The organism is Pelovirga terrestris (assembly GCF_014773365.1).
GTDB classification, from domain to species: domain Bacteria; phylum Desulfobacterota; class Desulfuromonadia; order Desulfuromonadales; family Geopsychrobacteraceae; genus Pelovirga; species Pelovirga terrestris.
On the sequence record NZ_JACWUN010000004.1, the window covers coordinates 1 to 17,874 of the forward strand.

The 17,874-nt window shown below is 45.1% G+C and carries 20 protein-coding genes; 18 read left to right on the plus strand and 2 right to left on the minus strand.

Annotated elements, in window-relative coordinates:
• Positions 1-1,045: chromosomal replication initiator protein DnaA (gene dnaA / locus ICT70_RS04240; RefSeq protein ID WP_191154155.1), on the minus strand; the 1,045-nt coding region annotated here is incomplete at its 3' end.
• 152 nt (positions 1,046-1,197) lie between these two features.
• On the opposite strand from dnaA, the gene rpmH reads away from it, so the two are divergent.
• The 17 genes from rpmH to ICT70_RS04325 all read left to right on the plus strand — a co-directional run bounded on the left by rpmH (position 1,198) and on the right by ICT70_RS04325 (position 16,033).
• Positions 1,198-1,350, plus strand: coding sequence for a 50S ribosomal protein L34 (gene rpmH, locus ICT70_RS04245; RefSeq protein WP_191154156.1), 153 nt, complete (start codon positions 1,198-1,200; stop codon positions 1,348-1,350).
• A complete protein-coding gene (rnpA, locus tag ICT70_RS04250; protein ID WP_191154157.1) occupies positions 1,351-1,683 on the plus strand; it encodes a ribonuclease P protein component in 333 nt (110 codons plus the stop codon).
• A complete protein-coding gene (yidD, locus tag ICT70_RS04255) occupies positions 1,661-1,921 on the plus strand; it encodes a membrane protein insertion efficiency factor YidD (RefSeq protein WP_191154158.1) in 261 nt (86 codons plus the stop codon). The genes rnpA and yidD overlap by 23 nt, the downstream gene beginning before the upstream one ends.
• A complete protein-coding gene (gene yidC / locus ICT70_RS04260; protein ID WP_191154159.1) occupies positions 1,921-3,513 on the plus strand; it encodes a membrane protein insertase YidC in 1,593 nt (530 codons plus the stop codon). Before yidD ends, yidC begins: the two co-directional genes overlap by 1 nt.
• Positions 3,514-3,523: 10 nt before the next feature.
• Positions 3,524-4,888 (plus strand): tRNA uridine-5-carboxymethylaminomethyl(34) synthesis GTPase MnmE, encoded by a 1,365-nt coding sequence (gene mnmE / locus ICT70_RS04265; protein ID WP_191154160.1) that lies wholly within the window; start codon positions 3,524-3,526, stop codon positions 4,886-4,888.
• Positions 4,889-4,925: 37 nt separating this feature from the next.
• Positions 4,926-6,815, plus strand: a complete 1,890-nt coding sequence (gene mnmG, locus ICT70_RS04270) for a tRNA uridine-5-carboxymethylaminomethyl(34) synthesis enzyme MnmG (RefSeq protein ID WP_191154161.1) — start codon at positions 4,926-4,928, stop codon at positions 6,813-6,815.
• Positions 6,787-7,443 carry a 16S rRNA (guanine(527)-N(7))-methyltransferase RsmG gene (rsmG, locus tag ICT70_RS04275; protein ID WP_191154162.1) on the plus strand — a complete coding sequence of 219 codons (657 nt, stop codon included), beginning with the start codon at positions 6,787-6,789 and terminating at the stop codon, positions 7,441-7,443. The genes mnmG and rsmG overlap by 29 nt, the downstream gene beginning before the upstream one ends.
• Before the next feature lie 199 nt (positions 7,444-7,642).
• A complete protein-coding gene (locus ICT70_RS04280) occupies positions 7,643-8,413 on the plus strand; it encodes an AAA family ATPase (protein ID WP_191154163.1) in 771 nt (256 codons plus the stop codon).
• On the plus strand, positions 8,406-9,269 hold the full coding sequence (locus ICT70_RS04285; RefSeq protein ID WP_191154164.1) for a ParB/RepB/Spo0J family partition protein: 864 nt from the start codon (positions 8,406-8,408) through the stop codon (positions 9,267-9,269). The genes ICT70_RS04280 and ICT70_RS04285 overlap by 8 nt, the downstream gene beginning before the upstream one ends.
• A gap of 255 nt (positions 9,270-9,524) precedes the next feature.
• The gene (locus ICT70_RS04290) at positions 9,525-9,971 is read left to right on the plus strand and encodes a bactofilin family protein (protein ID WP_191154165.1); all 447 of its coding nucleotides are present in this window, start codon (positions 9,525-9,527) and stop codon (positions 9,969-9,971) included.
• Positions 9,972-10,144: 173 nt separating this feature from the next.
• Positions 10,145-10,573 (plus strand): F0F1 ATP synthase subunit B family protein, encoded by a 429-nt coding sequence (locus tag ICT70_RS04295; RefSeq protein WP_191154166.1) that lies wholly within the window; start codon positions 10,145-10,147, stop codon positions 10,571-10,573.
• Positions 10,574-10,590: 17 nt separating this feature from the next.
• Positions 10,591-11,169 (plus strand): F0F1 ATP synthase subunit B, encoded by a 579-nt coding sequence (gene atpF, locus ICT70_RS04300; RefSeq protein ID WP_191154167.1) that lies wholly within the window; start codon positions 10,591-10,593, stop codon positions 11,167-11,169.
• Positions 11,166-11,708: an ATP synthase F1 subunit delta gene (gene atpH / locus ICT70_RS04305; RefSeq protein WP_191154168.1), complete on the plus strand. Its 543-nt coding sequence runs from the start codon at positions 11,166-11,168 to the stop codon at positions 11,706-11,708. The genes atpF and atpH overlap by 4 nt, the downstream gene beginning before the upstream one ends.
• 12 nt (positions 11,709-11,720) lie before the next feature.
• Entirely contained in the window at positions 11,721-13,229 is a 1,509-nt protein-coding gene (atpA, locus tag ICT70_RS04310; RefSeq protein ID WP_191154169.1) for a F0F1 ATP synthase subunit alpha, read from the plus strand.
• A 21-nt stretch (positions 13,230-13,250) separates the two neighbouring features.
• Positions 13,251-14,120, plus strand: a complete 870-nt coding sequence (locus tag ICT70_RS04315; protein ID WP_191154170.1) for a F0F1 ATP synthase subunit gamma — start codon at positions 13,251-13,253, stop codon at positions 14,118-14,120.
• Positions 14,121-14,180: 60 nt separating this feature from the next.
• Positions 14,181-15,587, plus strand: a complete 1,407-nt coding sequence (gene atpD / locus ICT70_RS04320; protein ID WP_191154171.1) for a F0F1 ATP synthase subunit beta — start codon at positions 14,181-14,183, stop codon at positions 15,585-15,587.
• A 35-nt stretch (positions 15,588-15,622) separates the two neighbouring features.
• On the plus strand, positions 15,623-16,033 hold the full coding sequence (locus ICT70_RS04325; RefSeq protein WP_191154172.1) for a F0F1 ATP synthase subunit epsilon: 411 nt from the start codon (positions 15,623-15,625) through the stop codon (positions 16,031-16,033).
• Positions 16,034-16,088: 55 nt separating this feature from the next.
• Here the strand turns inward: ICT70_RS04325 and ICT70_RS04330 are convergent, their stop codons facing one another.
• Positions 16,089-16,871, minus strand: coding sequence for a sugar phosphate isomerase/epimerase family protein (locus ICT70_RS04330; RefSeq protein ID WP_191154173.1), 783 nt, complete (start codon positions 16,869-16,871; stop codon positions 16,089-16,091).
• Between the two features lie 209 nt (positions 16,872-17,080).
• Between ICT70_RS04330 and ICT70_RS04335 the strand changes: the two genes are divergently transcribed.
• Positions 17,081-17,782 (plus strand): GntR family transcriptional regulator, encoded by a 702-nt coding sequence (locus ICT70_RS04335; RefSeq protein ID WP_191154174.1) that lies wholly within the window; start codon positions 17,081-17,083, stop codon positions 17,780-17,782.
• Positions 17,783-17,874: the final 92 nt, after the last annotated feature.

Here is a 17,874-nt window from a genome sequence, read left to right on the forward strand (position 1 = left end):
CTACAATGATATTTTTTAATACATCTTTTGCCATTTCCAGGTTGATCGGAGTAGATGTAAGACTGGAATAAGCTCCGACCCTTATCAAATATCCTTCTAATTCTCTTACATTACTAGTATGAGAATTAGCTAAAAAAGATATCACTTCTTCCGGTACATTGATATTATTTATCTCCGATTTCATTTTTAAAATAGCTTGTTTGGTTTCTGTATCGGGTTCTTGTATATCTGCAATTAATCCCCATTCAAATCTTGATCTGAGTCTTTCTTCTAAATCAGGAATTTCTTTTGGAAATTTATCTGATGTTACAACTATTTGTTTGTGAGATTCATATAAAGCATTAAATGTATGAAAAAATTCTTCCTGTGTACTTTTTTTTCCTGCTATAAATTGAATATCATCAATTAATAAGACATCTATAGATCTAAATTTGTTTCTAAATTCTTCCATCTTTCCATGTCTTAGTGAATTTATCAGTTCATTTGTAAATTTTTCTGATGAATAATAGGTAATCGTTAGATTATTATTATTTTTAATTATTTCATTTCCTATTGAATGTATAATGTGGGTTTTTCCTAAACCTACTCCTCCGTAAATAAAAAGAGGGTTATAGGTTGTTGCTGGATTTTTTGCTACTGCCATAGCTGCCGCATGAGCAAATTGGTTTGAGGGGCCTGATACAAAAGTATCGAATGTATATAGATGATTGATATTTGAATGGTTTATTATTTTAATATCTTTATTTTCTTTTAATTCTTTTTTTATTATTTTTTCTTCGTTTATTATTTTTTCTTCGTTATTTCGTTTTCTATTAATCTCTATTTCAATATTTATTTTTTTTCCTGTTTTTTCTTTCAATTTTTCTGACATATTTTTTTTGTAATTATCATTAAACCAGTCACGTACAAATCTATTAGGCGCTTCTAAATATATGGTATTTTCTGTATTATTTAAAAAAATAAGAGGTTCAATCCAGGTTTTGATGTTTTGATCTCCTATTTCATTTTTTAAACTGTGTATAATTTCCTGCCAGAAGTTTTCCATAATAATCACTCTTTTAATTAAAAAAAACTTAACCCGACTTTTTATTATATCTGTATTTTTTGCCGCCTTCCAGTAATTTCTTTTATAAAAATTATTGACTTTTCTAAAAATACGTCTAAAATTAGTCTTTTGTCAGTTTTAGGAGATTATATATGTCAAAGAGAACATTTCAACCCAGTCGTATTAAAAGAAAGCGTACCCACGGATTTCGTAAGCGGATGCAAACAAAAAGTGGTCGGGCCACGATTAACAGAAGGCGTGCTCAAGGCCGTAAAACCTTAGCGGCCGGTATTCCCAAAAAGTAAGTGAATTTTTTTTTTAAAAAAGAAAATCGCATACTCAAATCACGAGAATTCAGGTATATAAAAAAAATGGGGTGTACTCGAAAATCACCCCATTTTGTTTTATTGACTGGGACTGATACGAACGATTTTTCTCGCTTTGGTATAACGGTTAGTAAAAAAAACGGCAATGCTGTAAAGCGTAATTATATAAAGCGTTTTTTAAGAGAATTTTTTCGTTTGAATAAACATAATTTCTCGAAACTCGATTTTGTCATCATCGTACGAAAAACTTTTAGTAAAAAAAATTCAATTTTAATAAAAAATGAATTAGATGAACTTTTCTCGAATAAGTAATTACTTAATTTACCCTTTTGTCTATCTTATAGATTTATATAAATATTTCATTTCACCTCTTAAAGTAAATTGTTGCCGCTTTTACCCTTCTTGTTCTTCTTATGCTCGCGAATCCTTGATCAACCATGGTTTTTTAAAGGGTTCTTTTTATTCTTTATTCAGGATCATTAAGTGTCATCCTTTCCATCCAGGTGGATTTGATCCGGTCCCTCCTACCGAAAATCAGGAAAATAAATAATGGACAATAGAACTATTATCGCTATCGTTCTAATCATACTGCTATGGTCTGGTTATAGTATTTTTTTGGCACCTTCTTCACCAGTTATCCCCCCACAAGATCAGCATGAACAAATTGTTCAAACTGATTCTTCAGTTGATCATCAACCAGATCAAATAATTATTTCTGATCTGGGATATGGTGAAAATTTGAACTATGAAGAAAAATTTATTGAAATTAAAAATGACAAGTTTGATGTTGTTTTCTCTACCAGGGGCGCCACGATAAAAAGTATCAACTTGTTTGATTTTAAAGAAGATAACAAAAGTAATTCTTCTAATTTTTATCTTTTAAAAAATGATGATTTTAAATTTTATTCAATGAAATCTTTTTTTTCTGAAGGTTTAAATATACCCGAGGATATTGTTTTTAAAATTCAAAATGATTTAGTTCCTGTTTTTGATTCAGGTAATTCACTTACTGTTTCTTTTGTCGCTGAATATAATGGTTTTTTGTTGTACAAAAACTACACTGTATTCCGTGATTCTTATCATATTGACGTTGAGGTTATTATTGAAAATAAAAATGATCGACATTTTTCAGGTGTATATAATCTCTCTCTTATTAATCCTTGGTCGACTGACACCAAAAGTGATCTCTACTCTTTTGTAGGTCCTCTTACTTTTGATGGCAACAAATTACACGAAGATAAGCCAAAAAATGTTATAAAAAATTCTATTATTTACGATAATTTTGTTTGGTCAGGATTTACTGATAAGTACTTCCTTCAAGCAATAAATACTGGTGATAGTTTGAATCAGGTATTGATTCGTTATCATTCAGACCTTATTCAAAATAGATTTTCTTCAAATTCTTTTATTCTTTTGCCCGGACAATCTGAATCTTTTCAAGTTACTTCTTATTTTGGCCCAAAAGAGCTGGAATCACTTTCTGCAAGTGATTCTTTGTTTGAAGAAGCCATTCATTTTGGTTTTTTTCATTTTTTGGCTAAACCCCTTTTTGATGTTTTACGCTTTTTTAATAGCTTCATAAATAACTATGGGTTTTCAATTATTTTATTGACCGTGTGTATTAAACTTATTTTTTGGCCTTTGACCCAGAAGAGTTATAAATCAATGCAGGGTATGCAAAAATTGCAACCCGAGATGAAAAGGCTGAAGGAAAAGTATGCTGATGACAAACAGAGATTAAATCAGGAAATGATGTCATTTTATCGTGACAACAAGGTCAATCCTTTGGGGGGATGTTTACCCATTCTGATTCAGATACCTGTTTTCTTTTCTCTCTATAAAGTGCTCCTGGACTCCATTGAGTTGCGACACGCCCCCTTTATTTTGTGGATAACGGACCTTTCCGCCAAAGATCCGTACTATATTACTCCTATTGTCATGGGGGCCTCGATGTTTTTACAGCAAAAGTTAACTCCCACCAATCTGGATCCTACCCAAGAAAAAGTTATGTTGATGATGCCGATAATTTTTACTTTTCTCTTTTTAAACTTTCCAGCAGGATTGGTCATTTATTGGTTGGTCAATAACCTTCTAACAATTCTTCAGCAGTTGTTGATTCGCCGTCAGGCTCAAAAAGCGTGATATTCTTATCATGATTAATGATGATGATACGATTATTGCCCCTGCTACAGCTGTCAACGAATCGGGCCTTGCGGTTATCCGAATATCCGGCAAGAGTGCTTTGCTTTTTTTAAATAAATTTTTTCGTCCTGCTGTTAGATCGAAAGAAATGAAGTCGCATCAGTTGTACCTTGGCCACATTGTAGACCACGATCAGTCTGTTGTGGATGAGGTTATGGCTGTCTATATGGCCTCTCCCCACAGCTATACGACTGAATCTGTAGCAGAGGTTCATTGCCATGGTAGTCGTCAAGTTGTTCGACGAATTATTGATCTTGCTGGTTTACTGGGTATACGCATTGCGCAACCGGGTGAATTTACTTACCGCGCCTATCTTAATGGACGAATTGATCTGGTTCAGGCCGAAGCCGTCTCTCGCCTCATTCAGTCTACCTCAGAACTCTCGCGCAAATCTGCGCTGCAACAACTAGAGGGTCATTTGAGCCGTGAATTGTATCGATACGCGCATACCATCAAGCAACTTTTAGTACAGATTGAAGCCTGGATAGATTTTCCCGAAGAAGATTTGCCTGAGGAGAGTATTGGTAAAATATCATTATCTGCTATAGGTATTTATGATGCTATGGTCAATTTGATGGCTTCCTATCGTACAGGACAACATGTGCATGAGGGGGCTATTGTGGCCCTGGCGGGCCTGCCAAACGCCGGCAAAAGCTCTTTAATGAACGCATTGCTCAAACAGGATCGTTCGATCGTTTCTGATATTCCTGGAACAACACGAGACCTGATAGAACAATCAACACAAATTTCAGGTATCAAGGTGCGCCTTGTCGACACTGCTGGTTTGCGCCATTCTGACGATTTTATCGAACAGGAGGGGGTGCGTCGTGCACGTAATATTCTTACCACTGCAGATATTATCCTGTTGATTATGGATGGATCTGTTCCTGTGTCTGATCTATTTATTGACCTCTTGGCTGAATTTTCAGGTCTGCAGGTTGTTTTGGTGATAAATAAATCAGATCTTTGCTTGGTTCAGGATGACGTTCATTTTTTCTCCGGCCCGATAGTTCGTTTATCTGCAAAATATGGGGAAGGCCTTCAGGATCTTGTGGATATGATCTCCTCTCTTTTGCTACAAGACCATCTGTCGTCGTCGGAATCTCCCTACATTACTGAAAGGCGTCACTACGAAACATTATTAACTGCTTCCCAACACCTCAACTCTTTTATTAAAAATGTTGGCTTGGTCGATCTTGATCTTCTGTCCATTGATCTTCGAGCTGCCCTGGATTCCCTCGGTCAGATTACCGGTGTTATTACTACCGATGATCTGCTGAACGATGTTTTTTCTTCTTTTTGTATTGGTAAGTAGCGTTGTTTCACGTGAAACATTTTTGAGTGGATAGCAGATGACGGGATACGGAAAGAAATATGAGGTCATAGTGGTGGGCGCCGGACATGCAGGTTGTGAAGCTGCTCTGGCGGCGGCGAGAATGGGTTGTTTAACCCTGTTGCTGACCATGGGTCTGGATACTGTTGCCCAGATGTCGTGTAATCCTTCGATTGGTGGATTGGCTAAGGGTCATCTGGTGCATGAAATAGATGCGCTGGGTGGGGAGATGGGATTAAATATTGATGATACTGGAATCCAGTTCCGGCGACTGAATATGCGCAAGGGTCCAGCTGTTCGCGCAGGCAGGGCACAGGCAGATCGGATGGCCTATAGCGCAAGGATGAAGCTGGTTCTTGAATCCGTTGATCTTCTTGATTTAAAGCAGGGTGTCGTTGACGAGGTAGTGGTAAAAAATTACCGGGTGGTTGGGGTTCGAACCCGGGAGGGAATAGAGTTTTCAGGGCAAACTGTGGTAATAACTGCTGGCACATTCATGCGTGGACTTATTCATGTGGGAATGAATAACTATCCTGGAGGGAGGGCCGGCGAACCGGCAGCAGATAAACTTTCTGACTGTTTAAGGTCTTTAGGTTTTGTGGTTGGCAGGCTCAAGACAGGGACGCCTGCGCGTTTGTCAGCACGCTCTATAGATTTCGGTAAACTCGAAAGGCAGTCCGGCGACAACGAGATTCGTCCATTTTCTTTTATGAACGACAAAATAGAAAGAAATCAGGTTGACTGTTATATAGCTCACACCAATCAGAAGACCCACGAGATAATCCGTAACAATCTTGATAAGTCACCTCTGTATGCCGGGGTAATTGAGGGTGTGGGTCCCAGGTACTGTCCATCGATAGAGGATAAAGTTGTCCGCTTCCCTGATAAAATGAGTCATCAGTCATTTATTGAACCAGAGGGGGTCAGGGGCGCAGAGATGTATCCGAGTGGTCTTTCTACCTCATTGCCGGCGGATGTTCAGCTTCAATATTTTCGCTCAATGGTTGGGTTTGAGCGGGTAGAAATTATGCGACCGGGCTATGCGATTGAATATGATTTTGTAGAGCCGCTGCAGATTCAGTCAACGATGGAAACACGTGAGGTCGCTGGGTTGTATCATGCCGGACAAATAAATGGCACTTCGGGATACGAAGAAGCAGCAGGGCAAGGGCTGCTGGCAGGTATCAATGCAGCACTGCAGTGTCAACAGAGCGAACCATTAATCATCAGAAGGGATCAGGGCTATCTGGGGGTTATGGTTGATGATCTGGTAACCCAGGAAACAACCGAGCCTTACCGGATGTTTACTTCACGGGCGGAATATCGCCTGTTGTTGCGCGAAGATAATGCTGATTTGCGCCTTACTCAGCTGGGACGACACGTCGGGCTGGTGAGTGACAGTCGCTGGCAGCGGTATCAGGAAAAGCTTGAGTTGATGGAAAGGGCATTTTCTGTGTGTCGCGACATAACAGTCACGAACAAAAATGCGCGCTTGTGCTCCAGGTTCGGCCTTGGCGAGTTGAAGAGCGGCGTAACCCTTGAGCAGGTTATCAAGAGGCCTGAGGTGACGGTACGCCAGGTTGAAGCTGAGGTTCCTGAATTAACAGGTTTTCCGGAAAAGGTGCTGGAACAGGTTGAGATAGCGATCAAGTACGAAGGCTACATCGCCCGTCAGATTGAACAGGTTGAGCGCTTTGTCGAACTTGAGAAGGTCAAAATTCCAGATGATCTTGACTATGCAGAGGTTACAAGCATTTCAGCTGAAGTCAGAGAGAAGCTGATTAAATATCGCCCTTCCAGTTTGGGACAAGCGGGGCGGATTCAGGGGGTTACGCCGGCAGCGGTAGCAGTGTTAAATGTCTATTTGAGAAAAAAAACGCGTGAAAAAACAAATGAAGCAGGGCGCTGAGCTCCTTGGTATAGACAGTTTGAGCGAAGAGCTTGTTGAATGTTTACTGCTGTTTGCAGAAGAACTGTTGCGTTGGAATGCCAGAATTAACCTGACATCCATCAGAGAGCTGGACGGTGTGATAGAAAAGCACATTCTCGACTCCCTGGTGGTCACTGGACTGCTTGATAAACCCTCAAGAATTCTGGATATGGGGTCCGGAGGCGGCATCCCGGCCATCCCGCTTGCGCTTGCGCTACCAAACCAATCCTTTTTTTCCGTTGATAGTGTTGGAAAAAAAATAAATTTCCAACAACACATAAAGAGACTACTAGGCTTGAAAAATCTGCAAATTCGCTGTGCGCGGATTGAGGAGCTGGATAGCGCAGGTCTGGAGTGGAATGGTTTTGATGTCGTTCTGGCACGGGCTCTTGCACACACAAATGATTTATTGAAAATGGCTCTGCCGCTAATTGGACCTGCTGGGATAGTGATCGCCATGAAGGGTCCTGAAGGTGAAGGGGAGTTGGCCTCAATTGAGGATCGGTGGCACCGTTTTTACGAAATCCCGGAAACAGTGGTGACATATCAATTGCCGTTTACCGGCGCAACAAGATGCCTGATCAGTGTTAGACGAAAAGATGATTAAGCAGTTTTCAGCGATTAATTCGAAAAAAGTCAGGGTTTGAGGTACCTCTGTTGGATCTGCTAAGCACCGGGACGAGGTTAGATCTGAATAGGTACCAATTGGCTACATGATGGACAATATTGTGATCTTTGGGCTAATAAAGAACAAGCGTATGTGGTAGATTGCCAGAGGCTGGTGATATGAACCAAGGAGATCGAGGGTGGCACGGATTATAGCTATTGCAAATCAAAAAGGGGGGGTGGGTAAGACCACCACTGCAGTGAATCTATCAGCCTCCCTGGCCGCAGCCGAAAAGCGCACGCTGCTGATCGATATGGACCCGCAGGCAAACGCCTGCAGCGGTCTGGGAATCGATAAAACAAGTGTGATCTTGACTGTTTACAGTGTGTTGTTGGGTGAAAGTACTGCTGCGGATGTGATCTGCCGCACGGAATTGGAATTTTTAGATGTGCTCCCATCCAATACCGACCTGACCGGAGCTGAGATAGAGCTGATAGATACGGAAAACCGTGAACAGCAATTAAAGGCGGCGCTGGAAGAAATTCGTTCACATTATGAATATATCATCATTGATTGCCCCCCATCCTTAGGTCTGTTGACAATTAATTCATTAGCTGCTGCTGATTCAGTGCTGGTGCCCCTGCAGTGTGAGTTTTATGCTATGGAGGGTCTTGGCCAGTTAACCAGGACCATCAGATTGGTTCAGCAGGAATTGAACAAAAACCTTGTGTTGGAAGGTATTCTCCTGACGATGTTTGATGGGAGAAACAATCTCTGCCATCAGGTCAGCCAGGAAATTCGGCAACATTTTGGTGACAAGGTTTTTTCCGTTGTGGTGCCACGTAATGTCCGCTTATCGGAGGCACCCAGTTACGGTAAACCGGCTCTGCTCTATGATATTGCATCCCGTGGAGCCCAGGCTTATATCGATCTGGCAGGTGAGTTGGTAGCAGGAGGAAATCATGTCTAAAAGGCCGGCTCTTGGTAAGGGGATTGGTGCCCTGATAAGTTCGGCAGCTCAAGAAGGTGGAAAAAAGTATTTTTCCTGCCCTGTCGAAGAGTTAAAGCCTCATTCACAACAGCCACGGAAAAATTTTGACGACCAAAAAATGGCGGAATTGATTGCATCAATCAAAGAAAAAGGGGTCATTCAACCCCTTGTCGTACGCCAACAGGGAGATCATTATCAGATCATTGCCGGGGAAAGGCGCTGGCGAGCAGCACAAAAGGCCGGATTGGACAGAGTCCCGGTTGTCATTCAGGATGTCAGCGAGAGTCATGCCCTGGAGATAGCGCTGATTGAAAATATTCAGCGAGAGGATCTTAATCCCCTGGAAGAGGCCGGAGCTTATCGCTATCTTGTTGACACCTTTGATTTGTCCCAGGAAGAAGTCGCCCAACGCGTCGGCAAGGATCGCAGTACCGTGGCAAATGCCCTGAGATTGCTGCGTCTACCAGACAAAATCAAAGAAATGGTGACAGCAGGTCAACTGAGTATGGGACACGCACGAGCGTTATTGGCGCTTGAACGTGAGGACGATGTAATGGAGGCGAGTAACGAGGTCCTCAGAAAAAGTCTGTCGGTGCGGGAAACGGAAAAGCTGGTTAAAAAAATTAAAAATTTTGATGGCGTGATCAAGGAAAAAAAGACGCCAAGATTAAATCCTGAGACGATGGATTTGATACATGATCTGGAAACGCATCTGGGTACCCAGGTAAAACTGGTTAAAAAAAATCACGGAGGAAAAATAGAGCTGCACTATCACGATGATTCTGATCTTTTAAGACTGGTGGAGCAACTCTTTGGACGAACGCCGAGTGGCTAGCGATGGCTCACGAAGGTGATATTGACAGAATAAATAGGTAATGATTCAGCACTGGCCTGGCGCAGGGTCGGGGATCCTGTGGAGGGCGTCTGTCACCATGAACGGCAACAACAAGCGCTCAGGGATAACGATAAGCGTCCCTTGGCACTGGATTCCCGATCCGGTGCTGAACAGATACTAAAATACCTTCACCTGGTTATTGGTAGAGTCGGGAAGAAACTAGAGACAGCAACGTCAAAATGAAAAGGGATGATCATGTTTGGTGGAAAAAAAGAAGAAAATAAACAGATAAAAAAACCGATAGATATAGAAAAGGCCGATATTAAGGCATTTCTGGGTCAGGGAAGTCATTTCGAGGGGAAGCTGAACTTCGACGAGCTGGTACGTCTGGACGGAAATTTTACCGGAGAAATCTGTTCCAGTGACACCCTGATTGTCGGAGAGACAGCCAGCATCGAAGGACAGATCAGTGTGGGTGCGTTGATTCTTAGTGGCCGTTTTGTTGGTGGGATTAAAGCGACAACCCAGGTAGAATTACGGGCCCCGGCACAGGTTGAGGGTACGATTGAAACCCCCTGCCTGAAAATTGATGAAAAAGTTATGTTCAATGGCGAAATCAAGATGTCCGCCGAGCCCCAACAGCAGCCCAGTAAAAAAATAGAAAATGACCAAAAAAAGGACGAAAAGACGTTGTCGCAGTAAGCGCTTCAAGGTGTCACCACTAAAGAGTCAAACAGAGTGTTGACAAGAGTTGCAAAGATATGATAGCAATGCCGTTCTTTCATAGCATATCCATATTCGCCAACCAGCCAAACTGTATACTGTATACATAAATAGTTGGCTTGGCAATTATCGTAACAAAAGAGGTGAGCTAGGTGATTAGCCTTGACTGGACACTCATACTTCAGTTTATAAATTTTATGGTTCTGCTCTATCTGTTGAATAGAATATTGTTTCAACCTTTACGCGCAGTGATGGATAAAAGGCGCGAAACAATCGACGGATCACATGCCCGTGCCCGCGATCTGCAGGCTGATATTGATGATAAAATGAGTCGCTATCAGCAGCAACTCGCCGAAGCCAAAAAACAGGCTAATGATGAGCGTGGACAAATCAGGAAGCTGGCTAGTGAAGAAGAGTCAAAAATGATCGCTGCTGCACAGTCAAATGCGGGCGCCAGAATGGATCAAATTAAAGAGCAAGTAGGTCAGGAATCAGCCCGGGCAAGTCAGACGCTAAAAAAGGAATCAACCGCGCTTGCCCAGCAGATTGCAACTAAAATCCTTGGCAGATCATTGACATAAGGCAGGAAGGTTTGAAGATGAATGCGAAAAACAAAACCCTGGCAGGGGCACTTGTGCTGGTTGTATTGTCCTGTGGTACCGCCATGGCTGCCGGTGATGCCCATGTCGACAGCGGCGTCCTGTTAAAAGATTTTCTCTATCGCTTGCTTAATTTTTCCATTGTCGTTGCCATCCTTGTATATTTTCTTAAAAAGCCGATTGGTAATGCCTTAAGCGGACGCCGTGATGATATTGAAAAAGCCCTGGCCGAAGCAAAGAAGGTCAAGGAAGAGGCCGAAGCAAAATTTGCTGAGTACGATAAAAAGCTCAATCAGGCCACCCAGGAGATAGCTGCTATTTCTGCGTCGATCCGTAAAGAGGCAGAAATGGAAAAACAGAAAATTATCGAAAACGCCAGGGAGCAGGCCGTAAAAATCGAGCAGGATGCTGAGAAAGCGGCAGCCCTTGAAGTGGCAAAAGCACGCTTAAGCCTGCAGCAGGAGGCGGTGCAGCTGGCTGTGGGTGTTGCTGAGGATCTGCTCAAGAAGAACTTTACCAAAGATGATGACAGCCGTCTGATCGACGAATACATGCAGAAGGTAGGAGAGCTACATTGAGTAACAGTGCGATTTCTATCCGGTATGCCAGAGCGCTGCTGAGGCTTGCAGAAGAAAACAAGCAGGTTGATAAGTTCGGTACGGAACTTTCAACCATAGCAGAACTACTTGAGAGAGAAGATCTTTTAAGGCTGCTGCTTGACAGCCCGACCTTTTCCCTGCAGAAAAAAACTGCCATTCTCCATGATATTGCCGAGGTGCTCAAGCTCAGCGATTCCATGCGCAGTTTCTTTGGCCTGTTGCTGGAAAAAGGACGGATTTCCTACGTCAAACAGATTGATCTGAACTACCGGCAATTTGCTGATGAACTCTCGGGAGTGATCCGGGCAAATATCCGTTCTGCGAACAAATTGACAAAGGAACGGGTTGATACAATTCGCAAAGGCTTAGAACAGCAGACCGGTAAAACGGTCGTGCTGAATGTGGAAAAAGAAGCTGCGTTAATTGGGGGACTGCAGGCGGAAATGGGCGGGAAGCTGTTTGACGGAAGCGTAAGAACCCAGCTGAAACGCATGGCTGATACCTTAACAAAGGGGTAACGGGACACGATTATGGAAATTAGAGCAGAAGAAATCAGTGCGATCATCAAAAAACAGATTGAAAACTTTGGTCGTGAGGTTGAAGTTAGTGAGACCGGTACCATTATTTCCGTTGGTGATGGTATCGCCCGTATTCACGGACTCGATAAAGCCATGTCCGGTGAACTCCTCGAGTTTCCGGGTGGCACCATGGGTATGGTTCTCAACCTTGAGGAAGATAATGTCGGTGCCGCTATTCTGGGTGATTCCGAGCACATTAAAGAGGGCGATCTGGTTAAAAGAACCGAGAAGATTGTCCAGGTGCCGGTTGGTGAAGCCCTGGTCGGTCGGGTTGTCAATGGTATCGGTATTCCCATTGATGGCAAGGGCGATATCGCAACCGATACCTATAGCCAGGTAGAAATCAAAGCCCCCGGAATTGTCGCACGTAAGTCCGTTCATGAGCCGATGCAGACCGGCCTGAAGGCGATTGATGCGATGGTGCCGATTGGTCGTGGCCAGCGCGAACTGATTATCGGTGACCGCCAGACCGGAAAAACAGCCGTAGCTATCGATACCATTATCAACCAGAAGGGTAATGGGGTTATCTGTATCTATGTCGCTATCGGTCAGAAGCGTTCGACGGTAGCCCAGGTGGTTGATAAGCTCAGACAGTACGGCGCCATGGATTACACCATTGTTGTCGCTGCAACGGCATCCGACCCTGCGCCACTGCAGTTTATTTCACCCTACACCGGTGTAACTATGGGTGAGTTTTTCCGTGATAGTGGCCGCCACGCGCTGATTATCTATGATGACCTGTCAAAGCAGGCCGTTGCTTATCGTCAGCTCTCCTTGTTGCTACGCCGCCCACCGGGACGTGAAGCTTTCCCCGGCGATGTTTTCTATCTCCATAGTCGCCTCCTTGAACGGGCAGCTAAGTTGAGTGATGCTCTTGGTGCCGGCTCATTGACAGCGCTGCCGATTATTGAAACCCAGGCCGGTGATGTGTCGGCGTATATTCCGACCAATGTTATTTCGATCACCGATGGCCAGATCTTCCTTGAAACCGACCTTTTCTATTCCGGGGTCAGACCGGCGATCAACGTCGGTTTGTCGGTTTCCCGGGTCGGAGGCTCTGCCCAGGTTAAAGCAATGAAGCAGGTTGCCGGTACCTTGCGTCTGGCTCTTGCTCAGTACCGTGAAATGGCGGCATTTGCCCAGTTTGGTTCTGACCTTGATGCGGCAACCCAGGCTCAGCTGAATCGTGGATCACGGCTGGTTGAGATCCTGAAGCAGGGTCAATACGTGCCGATGCCGGTATCCAAGCAGGTTGTTTCCATCTTTGCGGCGAACAATGGCTTTGTCGATAAATACCCGGTAGGGTCAATCAGTCGTTATGAAGGCGAACTTTTGACGTTCATGGAAGCTCAGAAAGCCGATGTTCTCAAAGAGCTCGAAGAGAAAGAAGCGATTGACGAGGAGATGGAGAAAAAGCTCAAACAGGCCCTCGAGGAATTCAAAAGTCAGTTTGTTGCCTGATCTTGAGAAAAGGTTGAACAGATGCCAAGTCTGAAAGACATAAAAAAACGGATCGGCTCGGTAAAAAACACCCAGCAGATCACCAAGGCGATGAAAATGGTCGCTGCGGCCAAGTTGCGGCGGGCCCAGGAAGCTGCAGTTGCTGCCCGCCCATACGCCCAAAAGTTGCACAAAGTGGTATCGCACCTGGCGCAACGCGAAGAAGCCGATGGCCATCCCTTCTTAAGTCCGCGCGGTAAAGATCGGGCGCTGGTTTTGCTGCTGACCGCTGACCGAGGTCTGTGTGGCGGGTTTAACGCTAATCCTTCCAAAGAGGCGGAGCGCTTTATCCGCAATAACAGCGAAGGTTATGCTCATATCGATTTGATGATAATCGGTCGAAAAGGTCGGGATTTCTTGCGAAATCGCGTCGGCGACAAAATTACCAAGGTTTATGAAGATATTACCGGAAATGTTACCTTTAAAACTGCGCAATTAATTGGCGAAGATATTGTCTTAAAGTACGAAGACGAGACCTACGATGCGGTCTATCTGATCTACAATGCCTTTCAGAGTGCAGTTGTCCAGAATGTCACGGTAGAGCAGTTATTGCCGATCCAGGCACAAGAAGAGGAAAAACACGAAGCAGACTCAGTTGACTATCTTTACGAGCCAAGTCGAGGCGAGGTGTTGGCGGATATTTTACCCAAAATGGTAGAAGTCCAGCTGTTTCGTGCCCTGCTTGAGTCCAACGCATCAGAACAGGGAGCCAGGATGTCGGCGATGGATAGCGCCAGCCGTAATGCTTCTGAAATGATCGGCAAATTGACTCTACAGTACAATCGCGCCCGCCAGGCTGCAATAACTAAAGAATTGATGGAAATCATCTCTGGTGCAGAATCAATCAAATAATTTTGAGATTTTAAATAGAAACAGGTACATTCCCGCGGGATTAGGAGGAAAGGTTGCGTTATGAATAAAGGAAAGATCACACAGGTTATCGGCCCTGTTGTCGATGTTGAGTTTGAGCCCGGTAAGCTGCCGGAGATTTACCATGCGGTAAAAATCACCAACCCTGCCCTCGGCGATGAAGAGTGGAACCTGGTTTGTGAGGTGGCGCAGCACCTTGGTGAAAATACCGTGCGTGCCATTGCTATGGATGCAACTGACGGTCTGGTTCGTGGTCAAGAGGTTCTTGATACCGGTGACCAGATTCTGATGCCGGTTGGTCCAAAAACCTTGGGACGTATCCTCAATGTCATCGGCCAACCGATTGATGAGATGGGTCCGGTTGACGCTGAACTGTCATGGCCGATTCACCGCCCCGCGCCGGACTTTGTCAGCCAGTCGACCAAGGTTGAGGCCTTCGAAACCGGGATCAAGGTGGTTGATCTTCTTGCTCCTTATTCCCGCGGTGGAAAAATCGGGTTGTTCGGTGGGGCCGGGGTTGGCAAGACCGTCCTAATTATGGAACTGATCAACAACGTTGCCCAGCAGCACGGCGGTTTTTCCGTTTTTGCCGGGGTTGGTGAGCGTACCCGCGAAGGTAACGATCTGTGGGAAGAGATGAAAGACTCAGGGGTTTTGAGCAAGGCATCATTGATCTATGGCCAGATGAATGAACCCCCTGGAGCACGTGCCCGGGTCGCCCTGTCAGCCCTGACCGTTGCCGAATACTTCCGCGATGAAGAAGGTCAGGATGTGCTGCTGTTTGTTGACAACATTTTCCGTTTTACCCAGGCAGGTTCCGAGGTTTCGGCTCTGCTCGGGCGGATTCCTTCAGCGGTTGGTTACCAGCCGACCCTGTCAACCGAGATGGGTGAGCTGCAGGAGCGTATTACGACGACGGATAAGGGATCAATTACCTCGGTTCAGGCTATCTATGTTCCCGCTGATGACCTGACTGACCCGGCACCGGCTACCGCCTTTGCTCACCTGGATGCAACGACGGTGCTTTCCCGCCAGATTGCCGAGCTGGGGATCTATCCAGCGGTTGACCCCCTTGATTCGACCAGCCGGATTCTTGATCCGCAGGTTATCGGTGAAGAGCATTACAAGGTTGCTCGCGACGTGCAGTACGTCCTCCAGCGCTACAAAGACCTGCAGGACATCATTGCCATCCTTGGTATGGACGAGCTGTCTGAAGAGGACAAGCAGGTTGTCGCACGGGCACGGAAGATTCAGCGCTTTTTGTCACAGCCTTTCCATGTCGCCGAAGTTTTCACCGGTTCACCAGGAAAGTACGTGGAGCTCAAAGATACGATCAGGGGTTTCCGTGAGATTGTTGATGGCAAACACGACGGCCTGCCCGAACAAGCTTTCTACATGGTCGGAACAATTGAAGAAGTCATTGAAAAAGCACGCAAGATGGCAGCCTGAGGGTACACTGAATTGTCAGATAAAGGATTAGCGTGATGGCTGAAAAACTCAAGCTTGACATGGTGACACCATACAAGCAGGTTCTTTCTGAGGAAGTTGATGAACTGACCTTGCCGGGACTGGTTGGCGAACTCGGAATTCTGCCTGGTCACACCCCCTTGCTGACAACCTTGCGTGTCGGTGAGATGAGCTATAAAAAAGGTGGTCAACATTTTCATGTTGCCGTTAATTGGGGCTACGTGGAAATCGATGAGGATGCGGTAACGGTATTGGTTGATACCGCAGAGAAATCTGATGAGATTGATCTTGCCCGGGCCAAAGCGGCGATGGGTCGGGCAGAACAGGCACTGAAGACCATGTCACAGGAAGATAAGTCCTATGCTATTATGGAACGGGCACTTCAGCGAGCTCTGATCCGTATTCAGGTCGCCGGTAAGATGCGCTGATATCAAGTAATATCATTTTTAATAAAAAAGGGCACCTCTATGAGGGTGCCCTTTTTTATTGGTATTTGTCATTGGTCAGGGTGCGAGCGAGCATTCCGAGGGATTGATCAAGGGCAAGGCGATTGTGGTTTTCCAGGGTAATGGATGGGGCCGTGTCGCTGTCATCAAGCCAGGTAAAGAGTTGATCGAAAGGTACTGTCCCCAGACCGATGGCAAGGTGTTCGTCCATATGACCGCGGTTATCGTGTAGATGGAGATGGTGGATATAAGGTCCAATAGCGCCCAACCAGGTTGTCAACGGTTCGCCACTGAAAATATTCCAGTGTCCGATATCAAAAACATGGCCAAAGTAGGGAGAGTTAATCGCTGTAATCAGATCTAATAAAGGCGTTGGAGAGGTCTCGTAGATATTTTCGATACAAAAAATACAATTGTTGATTTTGGCCCAGGACATGTAGTTGGACCACAACACATAAGAGCGTGCAAGCCAATCGTCCGTCTCGTGCCCGGAGGCATTGGCGATCAGTCCGGGATGAAAAACAATTTTACCAGCCTTGATCCGTTCGGCCAAGATCAGCGTCTGTTCGAGCAGGCTGATGGTCATTTGGCGTCCGCGAAAATCTGAAGCACCAGGAAGAAAGTCGACAAAGGGGGCATGCAATACCGTCTTCAGTCCCGCCGCTGCCAGTGCTGAAGCACTATCGGCCAGTTGATTCATGTCAAGCGTCGCGATATTGGCATCCTGACAGGCCACCTCCGGTTGCAACCTTCGCGTAAGAAGAAAGTCAACCCGGTCGGGAAAAAGCGCTGCGGGAACATGGATGAAAAGTTCAGACATAGGGTCATTCCAGGACAGAGGGTATTTTTAGAATAGTACCACAAGCTAACCGTGAAAAGCGCCGGGCCATTCTGAATTAACTTTATGTTCAGTCAGTTACCTTTTAAAAAAACCTATAAGATCCATCGATAGGGGTGGCTGCAGTGTAAAAAAAGATTGACACTGTATGTATACTGTATACAATTTACATACTCAAAGTGGAGATCTTTATGAAGAATAAGCATATGGAACGGCATCAGACCTTGCGGGAAAAAATTCTCGAAACTATTCGTGAGGCCATCCTTAAAGGAAACCTTAAGCCGGGTGAGAAAGTTGCCGAACCCGAACTGGCAGAGCGCTTTGGTATCAGTCGGACCCCCATCCGTGAGGCCTTCAGGCAGTTGGAATCCGAAGGTTATCTGACGGTTATTCCGCGTAAGGGAGCTGTTGTTGCAGCTTTGTCGGAGCGTGATGTTCAGGAATTTTATGCGATCAAAAGTATCCTTGAAGGGTATGCGGCTTCACTCGCTGCCCGCAACCTGACGGAAAAAGAACTTGAACGCCTTGAAACAGTGAATCGCAAGTTGCGGAGCCTGGCTGAAGAAGGTGACGTCCGGTCCTTTTATCGTGTGCACAATGAGTTTCACGAAATTTTCCTCAAAGCCGCTGATAACAGCAAACTGTACGGGTTAATTCATCAACTGGGGATGAAATTCAACCGTCTGCGCATGGCTTCGTTATCGGTCAACGGCCGAATGGCGATCTCTGTTGACGAACACGAGAAACTGCTGGATGCGTTTCGCCGCAAGGATCCGGAGACAGCTGAAAATCTGGTAAAGAAAACAGCGTCAATCGGCAGTAAAGTCCTGCTTGAAAGTATGATGAACAACCATCATGGAGATACAGTAAACCTCAACCAGGATAAACATTAAGAATTTACTAACTGTTCACTGCCGGGTCGGGAATCTATGTCACGGGACGCGCTAGTTTCCCGTCAGGTCATCCATGACTGCTCTTTGTCGCC